General features: G+C 67.1%; 11 protein-coding genes and 1 pseudogene. 6 read left to right on the forward strand and 6 right to left on the reverse strand.

Features of this window, described 5'->3' with window-relative positions:
* Positions 1-51 precede the first annotated feature (51 nt).
* Complete coding sequence (locus FHR04_RS09715) at positions 52-987, forward strand: Ig-like domain-containing protein (protein WP_139402815.1); 936 nt, start codon at positions 52-54, stop codon at positions 985-987.
* Between the two features lie 82 nt (positions 988-1069).
* On the opposite strand, the gene abc-f is transcribed toward FHR04_RS09715, so the two are convergent.
* Positions 1070-2986: a ribosomal protection-like ABC-F family protein gene (abc-f, locus tag FHR04_RS09720; protein ID WP_139402817.1), complete on the reverse strand. Its 1917-nt coding sequence runs from the start codon at positions 2984-2986 to the stop codon at positions 1070-1072.
* A gap of 61 nt (positions 2987-3047) precedes the next feature.
* Here abc-f and FHR04_RS09725 point away from each other — a divergent pair, with 61 nt between their 5' ends.
* On the forward strand, positions 3048-4703 hold the full coding sequence (locus tag FHR04_RS09725) for a FecR domain-containing protein (protein ID WP_170213910.1): 1656 nt from the start codon (positions 3048-3050) through the stop codon (positions 4701-4703).
* Complete coding sequence (locus FHR04_RS09730; RefSeq protein ID WP_139402820.1) at positions 4687-6186, forward strand: CHASE2 domain-containing protein; 1500 nt, start codon at positions 4687-4689, stop codon at positions 6184-6186. The genes FHR04_RS09725 and FHR04_RS09730 overlap by 17 nt, the downstream gene beginning before the upstream one ends.
* Here the strand turns inward: FHR04_RS09730 and FHR04_RS09735 are convergent.
* The 5 genes from FHR04_RS09735 to FHR04_RS09755 all read right to left on the reverse strand — a co-directional run bounded on the left by FHR04_RS09735 (position 6155) and on the right by FHR04_RS09755 (position 10613).
* Positions 6155-7183, reverse strand: a complete 1029-nt coding sequence (locus FHR04_RS09735) for a GNAT family N-acetyltransferase (protein WP_249039063.1) — start codon at positions 7181-7183, stop codon at positions 6155-6157. The genes FHR04_RS09730 and FHR04_RS09735 overlap by 32 nt on opposite strands.
* Positions 7184-7290: 107 nt before the next feature.
* Positions 7291-8826 (reverse strand): B12-binding domain-containing radical SAM protein, encoded by a 1536-nt coding sequence (locus tag FHR04_RS09740; RefSeq protein WP_170213911.1) that lies wholly within the window; start codon positions 8824-8826, stop codon positions 7291-7293.
* A 150-nt stretch (positions 8827-8976) separates the two neighbouring features.
* The gene (locus tag FHR04_RS09745) at positions 8977-9744 is read right to left on the reverse strand and encodes a monofunctional DNA glycosylase (protein ID WP_139402823.1); all 768 of its coding nucleotides are present in this window, start codon (positions 9742-9744) and stop codon (positions 8977-8979) included.
* 8 nt (positions 9745-9752) lie between these two features.
* Entirely contained in the window at positions 9753-9932 is a 180-nt protein-coding gene (locus FHR04_RS09750; RefSeq protein WP_039684405.1) for a hypothetical protein, read from the reverse strand.
* Between the two features lie 174 nt (positions 9933-10106).
* Positions 10107-10613 (reverse strand): transcription initiation factor IIE subunit alpha family protein, encoded by a 507-nt coding sequence (locus tag FHR04_RS09755; protein ID WP_039684403.1) that lies wholly within the window; start codon positions 10611-10613, stop codon positions 10107-10109.
* 535 nt (positions 10614-11148) lie between these two features.
* Between FHR04_RS09755 and FHR04_RS09760 the strand changes: the two genes are divergently transcribed.
* The 3 genes and pseudogenes from FHR04_RS09760 to FHR04_RS09770 all read left to right on the forward strand — a co-directional run bounded on the left by FHR04_RS09760 (position 11149) and on the right by FHR04_RS09770 (position 12921).
* Positions 11149-11586: a hypothetical protein gene (locus FHR04_RS09760; protein WP_139402825.1), complete on the forward strand. Its 438-nt coding sequence runs from the start codon at positions 11149-11151 to the stop codon at positions 11584-11586.
* Between the two features lie 4 nt (positions 11587-11590).
* A pseudogene (locus FHR04_RS09765) lies at positions 11591-11782 on the forward strand (helix-turn-helix transcriptional regulator); the annotation flags it as partial.
* Between the two features lie 404 nt (positions 11783-12186).
* A complete protein-coding gene (locus tag FHR04_RS09770) occupies positions 12187-12921 on the forward strand; it encodes an ABC transporter ATP-binding protein (RefSeq protein ID WP_139403010.1) in 735 nt (244 codons plus the stop codon).
* Positions 12922-12935 lie beyond the last annotated feature (14 nt).

Consider the following 12935-nt stretch of genomic DNA (forward strand, 5'->3'; position numbering starts at 1 on the left):
AGTCCAATTCCCTTCGCCCCTCGCACTTTATTCTTAAAGGTAGGCTTAACTATGTTTAACTTTTCTTCTGTCCGCCGCCCCGCCACCATCGCCCTGGCCCTGACCGCTTCTATCGCCATCGTGGCTTGTAACCCGGCGCCCACGCCTAAGCCAGCAGCCACCGTGACTGCGGTCACTGTTACGGCGACACCTGCCACCATCAAGGTTGGCGGAACCACCACGGTCAAGCCAGTGGCTACCGGGACCAACACCCCTGCTCAGACCTTTACGTTCAAGAGCAGCAATGATGCAGTGGCTTCTGTGAGCACTGCTGGCGTGGTGACCGGTAAGTCGGTGGGCACGGCTGACATCACCGCCACCTCCACTGTGAACACTACGAAGTCCGCCACAATCAAAATTACTGTTGAGCCCGCCGATACGAACCCTGGCACCCGCCCAACGGTCAAGATCAACTTCGCGCCTGCCACTTCTCCGGTGGCCGGTTACGAGACCAACTCTGGCGCTGCCTACACCGCCGCCAGCATGACCGGCTGGATCACAGAAGAGAGCGTTGGATCAGCGACCCCTGTTCCTCTGGATATGTCTGACAACGTCCGTCCCACCTCTGGGGTTGTGGCTGCGCCCGGAGCGGAGCCCGCCCAGCTTACCCAGATCAACATGCAGTGCGGCTCACCCACTTCGGGCAACACGTGCTTCACGGGCACTAAGACTGCTGGCGCCTTCGAGTACAAGATGGCTGACGGCAAGTACAAAGTGACCGTCAGCGTGGGTGACGCAAGTGCTAGCACAAACGCGAACAATACGAACAGCGAGCACACCATCAACGTTGAAGGCGTGAACCTGATCAACAAGTTCATTCCCACTCAGACCAACTTGTTCCAGAAGGCCACCAAGGAAGTCACCGTCACCGGCGGCGTGATGACCCTTGACGCCAAGGGTGGCAAGAACACCAAGATCAACTACATCATCCTCGAGCCGGTGAACTAAGTAACACTCCTGAGTCATTTACTGAATTGAAACAGGCGTCCCCCCATTGCGGGGGGCGTTTTCTTTTGCCTGCTCCAAGCGCTCAGCCCTCCTTATCCTCAACCTCCGCGCCCTTTTCGCCCCACTCTTCCATCTTGCGTTCCAGGGCCAGTTCCAGGTCGTGCGCGGTCTGGCCCAGCTCGGTGAAGTCGGCGCCGGGGGGGGCGCTGCTCAGCGCAGCATGGGCGGCTTCCAGTTCGGTTTCCAGGCGGGCGATGTCGGCCTCGATGGCCTCCACCTCGCGCTTCAGATGCCACAGCCCCTTGCCTTTCGGGGCCGTAACCCTGGGCGCCGCCTTTGCCTCGGCCTGTGCCGCTTCCCGCTGCTCCTCGGCCTCCAGTTCGGCCAGGGTGCGGTGCTTGGCACGGTAGTCCTCCCAGCCGGGGTACTCGTAGAACACGCCGTCCTCGATCAGCCAGATGCGGTCGGCCAGTCCCTCAATAAAGGCGCGGTCGTGGCTGACCATCAGCAGCGTGCCGTCAAAATCCTCCAGGGCGATTTCCAGGGCCTCCACCATTTCCATGTCCAGGTGGTTGGTCGGCTCGTCCATCACCAGCAGGTTGCGGTCCTCCTGCGCCAGCTTCAGCAGCGCCAGCCGCGCCCGCTCGCCGCCGGAGAGGATGCGGGCGGGCTTGTCGTGCTGGTCATAGGGGAACATGAAGGTGCCCAGCAGATCGTGGGCCTGTGGGTCTTTCTGCACGTATTCGCGGGCCACGTCGTAGAGGGTCTGATCGGGCGAGACGCCGCGCAGCGCCTGATCGTAGTAGCCCACGCCCACCCGTGCGCCGGTCAGCACCTTGCCGCGTGAATCGTCGCTCTGTTCCAGGCCCAGCAGCGTCCGCAGCAGCGTGGTCTTGCCCGCCCCGTTGCGCCCGATGATGGCAACGCGCTCGCCCCGGCGCACCTGCACGTTCACGTCCTCGAACAGCAGGCGGGTCTGCCCGCCCTCGACGGGAATCCGCCGCGTCAGATGGCGCGCGTCCAGCACGATGTCGCCGCTGCCGGGCGCGTGGAAGGTGATGCGGGCGCTGCGCTCCTCCGGCGGCGGGGCGGCGGTGGCACGGGCCTGCATGCGGTCCACGCGTTTTTGCATGGCCGCCGCGCGCCGGGCCAGTTTGCTCATGCCCAGGCCCCAGATCTTCATGCGGTCGGCGCTGCTCTGCAGACTGGCGATCTGGCGGGCGTCCTGCACGGCGCGGGCGGCCTGCTGCTCCAGTTCGGCGTCCAGCGCGGCGCGGAACGCGCTGTAGTTGCCGGGGTAGGTCCGCAGCGTGCCGCCGCGCAGGTGGGCGGTTTCGTTGGTCACGCGGTCCAGAAAAGTCCGGTCGTGGCTGATCACCAGCACCGCGCCGGGGTAGCGGCCCAGGAAATTTTCCAGCCACTCCACCATCACGATGTCCAGGTGGTTGGTCGGTTCGTCCAGCAGCAGCACGTCCGGGTTTTCCACCAGCAGCGCCGCCAGCCCCAGGCGGGTGCGCTCGCCGCCGCTGAGGCTCTCGGCCAGCGTGCCCTCGCGGCCCCGGAACCCGAAGGCCAGCGTCACGGCGTCCTTGCGGCTGCGGCGCTCGAAGCCGCCGCGCCGGACGTAGTGCTCCAGAATCTCCTCGTGTCTCAGGATGCTCTCGGGCGTTCCGGCACCCATGGCCTGCGCGGCCCGGTCCAATTCGGCCTCTAGCTCGTCCAGATCGTGGAAGGCAGCGTTCAGCACGCTGTCCACCGTCGAATGCTTTTCAAAGACCGGGTCCTGTTGCAACGAGCGCACCCGTACCCCTGGCGCGCGGCGCACGCTGCCACCGTCCGGCAGGATCTGACCGGTCAGCAGGCGCAGCAGCGTGGTCTTGCCCGCCCCGTTGCGGCCCACCAGACCGATGCGGTCGCCGCCCCTGACGGCAAAAGTGACCTCTGAAAGTACGGTGGCGGGACCGTAATCTTTGATGGCGTCCTGCACAGCAACAAGCACGCCCTTTAGTATACCTTGGCTTCGCCTATTGTCTGGTTTTTCTCGTAAACTGGGCGGCGAGATGGTGAACACGCTTCCCGGTGGTTCTGTGGCCCCCCAGGGCACCCAGAGCAGGCGACCCCGGGGCCGAGGCCTTGCGGCGCTGGCCCTGTGGTTCGGCCTGGGTAGCCTGGGGGGCGCGCAGACACCGCCGCCTGCAGGAGCTTCCGCCTCCGGTGGGGGAGCGCCGCCCAGCCTGCTGAACGCGCAGGGCCGGGTGGAGATCAGTGGGCCGGGCGGCATCTGGCAGGCGCAGAGTGCCGCCACCGAGATCACCACCCGGCTGCGGACAGGCACGGGCCGGGCGGTCTTGCGGGAAGGCCGGCAGGGGCAGTTGATCGTTGGAAGCGCGTCCGAGTTGCGGCGTTACCAGGACGAGGCCGATCTGCTGTCGGGCCGGTTCTTTCTGCGGGGGCCGGTCGCCGTGCACGTTGCGGGCCATCATGTGGTGATGGACGGCCCAGGCCAGCTGCGGGTCGATCTGGGCCCCATCGAAAGGCGGGTCGCGGTGATCGCCGGACGTCTGCGTATTGCGCTGAGGGGCCAGACCGTCGAGGTGGGGGCGGGGCAGCAGGTGGCGCTGGACAGCGGCCGATTCAGCGCCTTTCGGGAGACTGACCCGTGGTACGCCGCGCAGTTCCGGGGGCTGGGCGCGGCCACCGTGGAGGCGGTGCGCGGTCCGGTCAGGCTGCTGGAACGCGGCAATACGCGGCTGGCGGGACTGGGGGATGATCTGACCGCCGGCACGGCGCTGAACACCGGAGCAGACGCCTGGGCCGAGATCGGCTTCAGCGGGGGCGGCTACCTGCGCCTGAATGCCCAGAGCGAACTGAAGGTGCTGAGCATCGAGCGCACCAGCGCGGGCCGTGAGGTGCTGTTGAAGCTGGAAAAGGGCACTGCCTGGAACGTGGTGGAAAAGGGCCAGGGCGGGTACCGCATCGACACGCCGGTGGTCAGTACAGCCGTGCGCGGCACCGTGTTCCGGGTGGACGCCAGCGGCCTGGTCAAGGTGTTTGACGGTCAGGTGGCGCTGCCCGGTCAGGCGGCGGGACCGGGGGGTGCGGAAGGGGTGGTCGGGCAGGACCAGCAGCGCGGCGCCGGTGGCGGGCTGCTGCCGCTGCAGCTCGACGCCGTGGACCGCTTCAACATCGCGCAGGACGCGGCGCGGGCGCAGCCTCTGACGCTGGCGCTGGACCTGCCGGGCCGCAGCCTGCAGGAGCTGGCGCTTGCCGCCCGCAGCCTGCCCGACGCGCAGGTCACGCTGACCGTCGCCGGACAGACCCTTCCCCTGACGGGGGAGAACGGCACCTTTCGCCTGGAGCGTCTGAAGACGGCGCTGCCCGAGGGCCAGTACACCGTGACCGTCCGCGCCCAGCGCTACGGGCAGACGCTGACGCGCCGGCAGACCGTCACGGTGGACCGCACGCCCCCGCAGCTGGGGAACCTGTCGGTGACGCGCGTGGGTCGCCTCCTGACCGTGAGCGGCGTGGTCACCGATGCCGGAGGTTCGCGCGTCGGCCTGACCCTGGAGGTGGGGGGGCAGCGGTACCGACGCTGGGTGGACCCCCGTACCGGTGGCCGCTTTTCCTGGTCGGTGCCGCTGCCTTCACCCGGCGCGTCGGCGCAGCTGACCCTGCAGGACAGCGCGGGCAACCGGAGCCATGCTCAGCTTCCCTGACGTGGCCGCTGGGCGCATCGGTGGGGGCCGCCCGATACGGCGCTACACCGTGCTGCTCGCGGCGGTGCTGGCGGCGGCCCTGGCCTGGACTGGTCCGGTCAATACCCTGCTGTGGGACGCCCTGAACCGCGCGCTGCCCAGTGCTCCGGACGCGCGCGTGGTGGTGGTCGGCATCGACGACGCGACGCTGCGCGATTACGGGCGCATCGGCAGCTGGCCGCGCGAGCTGTACCGGCAGGCGCTGGATACGCTGGAACAGGCCGGGGCCGCGGCCATCGGCATCGACGTGCTGCTGGGCGATCCGGCGCGCAACGACGCGGGGCTGGCTGCCGTATTCAGCCGTCCCAACGTGGTGCTGGCGACGGCGCCGGGCGAATCCAGCGTCCTGCGGCCCGACTGGCGCTCGCCCACCGGCGTCAGCGCCCTGAACCTGAGCCGGGACGGCATCGTGCGGTGGTTTCAGACCGCCTACCCGGTTCCAGATGCGCCAGACGGATTGGCTCCCAGCTTCGCGCGCCAGCTGGCGGTGGCGGCGGGGCGCAGCGTCCCGCTGGACCTGACCCCACGCATCCTGCGCTACAGCGCGCCCGATCCGCAGCGTCTGCCGGTCATTCCTTTCCGGGACGTGGTCAACGGCACCATCCGCTACGGCGACGTGCAAAACCGGGTGGTCGTGCTGGGCCTCAGCGCCAGCGGCGTGTCCGGCCCCACCGTGCGCGACGTGAGCGGACAGGTGCTATCCGGGGTGCAGTTGCAGGCGCGGGCGGTATCCAGCCTGCTCAGCCCGCCGTTCGCCTCGCTGCCGCGCTGGACCATCACGCTGGTTGGCGTGCTGGCCGCCGTCGCCGCCGTGCTGGCGGGGGGGCTGTGGGGCTTCTGGATTGCGTTGCTGGCCCTGGCCCTGTCGGTGCCGTACTGGCTGCTCAACACGCTGTTGCCCGGCGTCACGCTGTCGCTGTGCGCGGTGCTGGGCACCGGACTGGTCATGCTGGAGCGCTGGTGGACCCTGCGCAACACGGGCGTGCGCGATCCCCTCACGGGCTTCGGCAACCGGCTGGCCTTCACCCGAGCCGTCGAGGGCCGCTGGCAGGGCCGCCAGAGCCGCCCGCTGGGCCTGCTGCTGGTGGACCTCAGCGGCTTTCGCAAGGTCAACGCAACCTACGGCCACGCCGCTGGAGACGAACTGCTGCGCGAACTGGCCGGGCGCATCATGGCGCACAAACGCCGCGGCGACCTGATCTTCCGCTGGGGGCCGGACGAGTTCGCCGTGCTGCTGTACAACACGTCCCCCCCTGAACTGGCGGACCTGACGCGCCGGGTGCAGCTGTCGCTGGACGCCATGACGTACCGCGATCTGCCCCTGCGGGCCAGTGTCGGTGGGGCCAGCACCGGCCCGGAGATCCACACGCCCACCGACCTGATCGAGGCGGCCAGCCGCAGCCGCTACCGCATCAAGTACCAGCGTGAGCAGTGGCGGGAGTAGCCGAACCCCGCTCCACGTCGCGCCGCAGCGTGACCCGCGCACCCTCACGGACAAAACCCAACCGGTCGTTCACCGCCAGCATGGCCCGGTTGACGCTGTGGTTCCCGGTGCGTGAATGCGTGAAGCCCCGTGCCAGCGCGGCGCGGGCGGCGGCCAGCTTGAGCGCCAGCGCGACGCCGTGGCCGCGCCACCCCGGCAGCACGCCGGTCAGGCCGTTGTGCAGGGTGCCAGGGCGCGTGGGGATGGGCAGGTACAGTTCGTTCAGGCCCACCCACCTGCCGTTCGGTGCTACGGCGATGAACACGCCTTCTGGCAACAGCTTCACGCCCGCGCGGCGCTGCCAGACCTCGAAGGACCACACGCTGACGGGCGTGGTGCTAGGCACGTCACGCAAGAGCGCGGCCACCAAATCATAGAAGCGGCGCTGCTGCGCCTCGTCAAAATCCCCAAGATTCGAGAGCGGCTGAATGGTCACGCCCGAGGCCGCCACCCGCGCTCCGGACTCGGCAAAGCGGGCAAAATCCAGCGTCCGCAGATCGAGCGTGCTGTGCCACATGCGGTCATGCTCGGCGTAGCCGCGCGCCCGCAGGAAGTCGTGTTCCCACCAGTTCTCGTGGACGTGGGAGATCAGCGTGCTTGCGCCGAGGGACTGGGCATATTCCTCGGCCAGCCTCAGCAACGCTTCGGCCAACTCACTGCCCGCCTCCTCCATTCGGGTCCGAATCAGGACTTCCAGCCAGCCGGAGTGGCCGTCCATGCGCGGCACGCCGGTCTCGGCCAGCCCCACGATCTCGCCGCCGCGCAGGGTCAGCAGGCGGCGGTGCGGTTCGTCGGGGGACTGGCCCGCTTCCAGCCGCTCCAGATCCTCCACCGATCTGGGTGCGTCGGGATGGGCCGCACTCAGAAAGGCAGCCAGACGCGGGAAGTCGGCGGCGCGGCCCTCGCGCAGTTGAAGGTCTGGCGCGTGGGGCAAGGGGGCAGCGGCGGTGGATTCCATGCGTGACTAGAACACACGGAGACGGCGGGTGCATCGGCCAATCGGCGGAGGGGGGACACAAAAAATCCCCTCCCCGTGAGCTGGAGAGGGGGAGAAGGTGAGGTGGCTTAAACAGCCAGGCCCTCGGCGTGGGCGCTGACCTCGCGCGCCGCGTACTGGCCGGGTGGCAGCGTGATCAGCGAGGCGTCGTTGCCGCCGAACTCGTCGACCCAGCCCACTTCATCCAGCGCCTTCTTCCATGCGCCGATGCTCTCGTTGCGGTAGATGGAGTACGCGGCCATGCCGATTTCGGGGCCACCACGCGCGATCACGCTTTCCACCCAGGCCCATTTTGCGGAGACGTTGCGCAGTTCGGCGGTGCGGCGCAGCTCCTTCTGGATGCGCTTGAGCCGCCCCTCGATGACGCCCACGCCCGCAAAAGGATCGGCGAAGTGCGGCGTGTGACGCTTGGGCACGAAGGGCGAGATACCCAGCGCGATGCGGTTGATGCCCGCCAGTTCCTTGGTGAAGGCGATCAGCTCGCTGATGTCGTCATCGTTCTCCGGCCCCAGCCCGATCATCATGTAGACCTTGAGGCCCGAAAAGCCCAGGTCACGGCTGATCTGCGCGGTCTTGAGCAGATCCTCGGTGGTGATGCCCTTCTTGAGCCAGCGGCGCAGGCGTTCGCTGGGTGCGTCGCTCGCCACCGTGAAGGTGCGCAGGCCGCCCGCCTTCAGGATCTCGGCCAGTTCCTCGTCCACCGTGTCGGCCCGGATGGAACTGACGCCCAGCTTGACACCGCGCTCAGTCAGCGTGCGCCCCACGAACTTGGTGTGCGGAAAGTCGGAGAGGGCCGCGCCCACCAGCCCCACCTTCTGCGCCCAGTCGGGAATCACGTCCAGCAGTTCCTGGCCGCCGTTGTTGCGGTTGGGGCCGTACATGGTGCGCGCCAGACAGAAGGTGCAGGGGCGCGGGCAGCCGCGCTGGGCTTCCACCAGGAACATGTTGCTCAGTTCGCTGTGCGGCGTCACGATCTGGCTGTAGGCGGGCAGCAGTTCCTTGGGCGCGGTGGCCCACGTCGGCTCGTGCGTGTGCCGCGCGGGCAGGAAAATTCCCGGCATGCCGTCGATCAGGTCGTAGAAATCCTCGCGGGAGGCGGCCTCGCGCAGCGCGTCGGAGACCACCGGGATGATCTGCTCGCCGTCACCGATCACGATGACGTCCGCGAAGGGAGAGAGCGGATACGGATTAGATGAAGTCAGCGGCCCGCCGATCATCACGATGGCGTCGGTGTCGTCGCGCTGTGCGCGCAGGGGGTGAATTCCAGCCACGTCCAGCAGGCGGATGATGTTGGTCAGGTCCAGTTCAAAGGACACGCTCATGGCGAACAGTTCGCAGTCGCCCGCCTCGCGCCCGGTTTCCACGGTGGGCAGCGGCTGGCCCAGCTTCTCGAAGGCGTCCACGTCCTCGGGCAGGAAGGCCCGCTCACAGGCCACACCGTCCTCGTTGTTGAACATGCGGTAGATGACCTGAAAGCCCAGCGAGGCCATGCCCACGCTGTAGCGGTTGGGAAAGGCCAGCGTCACGCGCACCGGGGCGTGCTTGAACATCGTCCCTGTTTCATCGTCCAGCAAAGGCTTGATTGTATTGCGCCAGTAACTCAAAACTCCTCCGGGGTGTGCGCGCGGCGGCCCCGGAAATGGCTTGGAATCAGCACAGAGGCGGGCGCGTCACAGCCGCACAGTGTACCGCGTCTGGGGGCGGGAAATGGGGGATCGGATGTGAACGGAAAGCCGCCAAAGCCCACTAGCCGCTTACGTCCGTTTCCTCGTCGCCGTTCCTTTCCCCTTCGTCTTGGTCTCGCTGAAACTCGGCACCTTATCCCCAAACAGGGCGAACGCGTCGCAGCGCTCCCGCAGAACGCACACGCCGCATTTCGGACGGCTCCATTGGCACACCTGCTGGCCGTGCCGGAGCAGGTTCAGGTGCAGTTCGTACAGGAAGGGCGGATCCTCGGGCAGCACCTTCAAGAGCGCGCGGTGGGCCGCCTGCTCGCCCATGAGCGGAATTGCGCCGACACGGGTGGTGATGCGGTGGACATGGGTGTCCACTGGAAAAACCGGGTGGGCATAGTTGAACAGCAGCACCAGACTGGCCGTTTTGACCCCGACTCCTGGCAGGTCCGTCAGCCACTTCAATGCGTCCTTGCTGGGCATGTCGCGCAAAAATTCCAGGTTGTAGCCGCCCGGCGAGTCGCGGATGCGGCGCAGGGTTTCCTGAATACGCGGGGCCTTGCTCTCGGGGTAATTACTGCGGCGGATGGCGTGGGCCACGGCCTCGGTGGGTGCCGCGATAATCGCGTCCCAGTCGCCGATCTCGCACAGTTCGTCGTAGGCGGCGGCCTCGTCCTGCCAGGTGGTGCGCTGCGACAGGATGGTGCTGATCAGCTCGTGCATCGGCTCGCGGCGGGGATCGAGGTGGCGGTCTCCGTATTCGGCGTGCAATTCGGTTTTCATCCAGCGCAGCAGTTCAGCCCGCTCATTTTCCGGGCGGGCCGCGTTCAGGACGGGTTCGGCGGTCATTGTTCCGGTCAGCTGTCGGGCGTGCTGTCGTCTTCTACCGCGTCACGCGCGCCCTCGGCGGGGCCGCTCTTGTCGGCGGGATCGAAGTTGGGGGCCTTGCCCCGATCCTGCTCGGGGATGGGCTGGCTCTGGCCCTCGGCGGGAGACTGGTTGGCGGGATCGTAGCCCGGCTTGATGTCGTCGCTCATGCCCCGTAGCCTGCGCGCCGCGCTTTGGTGGTGGTCTTGAGGCGGGTAAAGGGGCGTTTAGGCAAGACGATGTGGGAGGCAAAGACCCACTGGCCGCGAGTCGGGAGTCACAAGAAAAAGAAACTGGGCCTCCCCATGGTGGAGAGACCCAGCAGCGTCTTCAGTTCAGAAAGCTCAGGCGACCTGCTTCTTCTTGCCCGTCGCGGCGGGGGCACTCTGCTCGGCGCCCAGCGCCTGCACTTCCTTCATGCGGAAGATCACCAGGCTGCCCACGAAGGTGCAGGTGACCATACCGTGCGCGTTCAGCAGGCTCAGGGCACTCATGACGTCCTCGCGGGTCATGCGCAGCTGCTCGCTCATGTACAGGGCGCTGTCGGCGCGGCCTTCCAAGTAGTCGCGAACCTTCTTGGCGTCGCTGGTCAGCGGGGTGGCGGGCACGTCGGCCAGACCGGGATCGGCCAGACCGTACACGGCGCGGGTGCCGGTGCCGGGCAGACGGCGCACGCGGCCCTGATCCAGCAGGCTCGCCAGCGCGGCGCGCAGGTGCGACAGGGCCAAGCCGGTGGTTTTCGCCAGTTCGGTTTCAACCCATTCGGGCTTGCTGTCCAGGGCACTCAGCACCAGCTTTTCGTTGGCGCGGCGGGTTTCTTGCAGGTCTTCCAGGGTGGGGGGATTAAACATTCAGTGTCCTCCGAATAGGAATTTCAGTCGGCGCAACAACCCTTCCCAGAGCACCGGCATAAATTCAAAAAGAAGCGATTTGGCGTGTGAATCGAATGCAACGTGGAACTTCGAGAACAGGTACGCTCACAGGCGCAACTTTCCTATTGTCACATACTTTCTCTCATTTTGGATGAGCAGACGGGTGCTGGGCCTTGAGAAACCGAGAGTCCACCGCCACGGAAAAGTCAACCGAGCTTGACATAGAAGTCAAAGAAGCCTTACTTTAGGTGTCAAGGAGGTCTGACATGAACCACAGTTCTGCTTTGCCGTCTTTCGGGGGACGAATCAGCGTCCAGCACCAAAACCAGCCAGCCGACACCCCCCTGAATGGCAATGACTTTTTTGTTATCTCAGGAGCACTTTTCGGAGTCGCCAGCGGAGGACGCGACAGTAGCTTTCCGGCCTGGGCCGATCTCCAGCGAGGGCGGCGAGCCTCAGCCATGTTGGGTGATTCGGCGCACGGCCCCACGCCCCATGGTCAAGGAGGCTTGTCATGACGCCCACCTCTTCCCGTCCCGCTCCGGCCAGGGACACCCGTACCCAGAAGGTGCAGAGTGTTGCGGCGTTTATGGCCCTGAGTGGGGGCGGGCTCGCCGCGCTGGCGGCCGTACTGGTGGCCGTGGGCCAGGGCGGGGAAGGTGAGGGGTTCAGCTTCGCGAAGGGCATGGGCTTCGGCATCCTCTCGACGCTGCCGCTGTTTTTCGCCGCGCTGACCGTGCGTGCCGTGCTGATGATGGACGAGTACATGCGCGCCCTGCAGATGCAGGCGGCCAGCGTCGCTTTCATGGTGACCATGGTGGTGGCAGGCGGATTGATTGCCCTGGAAGCCGCCTTCAAGTTCCAGACCCCGACATTCGTGTACTACGTCGTGGGCATGCTGAGCTGGGCGGTGGCGTCGGGTGTGCTGGCACTGCGAAACCGCGAGGCGTAGGGCGGTGGAGAATCACATCCGCCGGCTGCGCGCCGCGCGGCAGTGGACGCAGGCGGATCTGGCCGCCGAGCTGGATGTCAGCCGCCAGACCGTCAACGCGCTGGAGACCGGCAAGTACGATCCCAGCCTGCCGCTGGCCTTCCGGATCGCGCGGCTGTTCGGGGCCGCCATCGAGGAGATTTTCGTGGATTCGGAAGGCCCGGAGAAGTCTGGGCCTTCCGCCCCCGCCCCCGAGCCGGGCTTTGACCACCAGACCCGCGCCGCCACCGCCCTGAACGAACTGGGCATCCTGCGCGAGATGGGCGAACAGGGCTGGGAGTTGACCGGGGTGGGCCTGGGCCGGCTGTCGTTCCGCCGCGCCGTGGCGCTGCCGCACCCCCCGCCCCGCTGGCTGTACCAGCGCCTCAGCGGTTCGCTCAGCAGCGGCCAGCGTGATGAGTTGCTGCAGCAGGGCTGGACGCTGGTGGACAGCTGGCTGGGCACGTTTCACTACTTCAAGCGGCCCCTGCCCTGAACGCCCTTTGCAACCCCCGCCCCACCACCCCCGTATTCCCTCCCAGGAGACCCATGACCCAACCCCAGAACCCAGGCAATCAGACCATGCTGGACATTCAGGACGTCACCAAGACCTACGGCAAATTCACGGCCCTGAGGGGCGTGTCCCTCAGGGCCCCCGAAGGCGAGGTGTTTGGCCTGCTCGGCCCCAACGGCGCGGGCAAGACCACCCTGCTGCGGATTCTGGCCACCCTGCTGCAGCCGACGTCCGGCACGGCAGCGGTGGCCGGCTACGACGTCCAGCGCCAGCCCGAAGAGGTTCGCCGCCGCGTGGGCGTGGTCAACGGCGGCATGGGCCTGCCCGCCCGCCTGACCGGGCGCGAGGTGCTGCGCTCCTTCGCCGGGCTGTACGGCATGACCCGCGCCCAGACCGAGGCCCGCATTGCCGAACTGGACGAACGGCTGGAGCTGGGCCGCACCCTGGACGTCCGCGCCGGGGACTACAGCACCGGCATGAAGCAGAAGGTGGTGATCGCGCGCGCGGTCATTCAGGATCCGCCCGTCCTGATTCTGGACGAGGCGGCCAGCGGACTGGACATCTTCGCGCGCCGCACGCTGCTGGATTTCGTTCTCGCCACCCGCGCGCCGGGGCGCCTGACCCTGTACTCCACCCACGTCATGTCCGAGGCCGAGGAGGTGTGTGACCGCGTGGCAATCCTGCACGAGGGCCAGTTGCTGAGCGTGGGCCGCATTCCCGACATCCTGAGCCAGACGCGGGAGGGCAATCTGGAACGTGCCTTCTTCTCGCTGGTGCGCGGGGGTGAGGCGCGTGCGGTCTGAACCCAGAGTTTCGG

The organism is Deinococcus radiopugnans ATCC 19172, assembly GCF_006335125.1.
Lineage (GTDB): Bacteria > Deinococcota > Deinococci > Deinococcales > Deinococcaceae > Deinococcus > Deinococcus radiopugnans.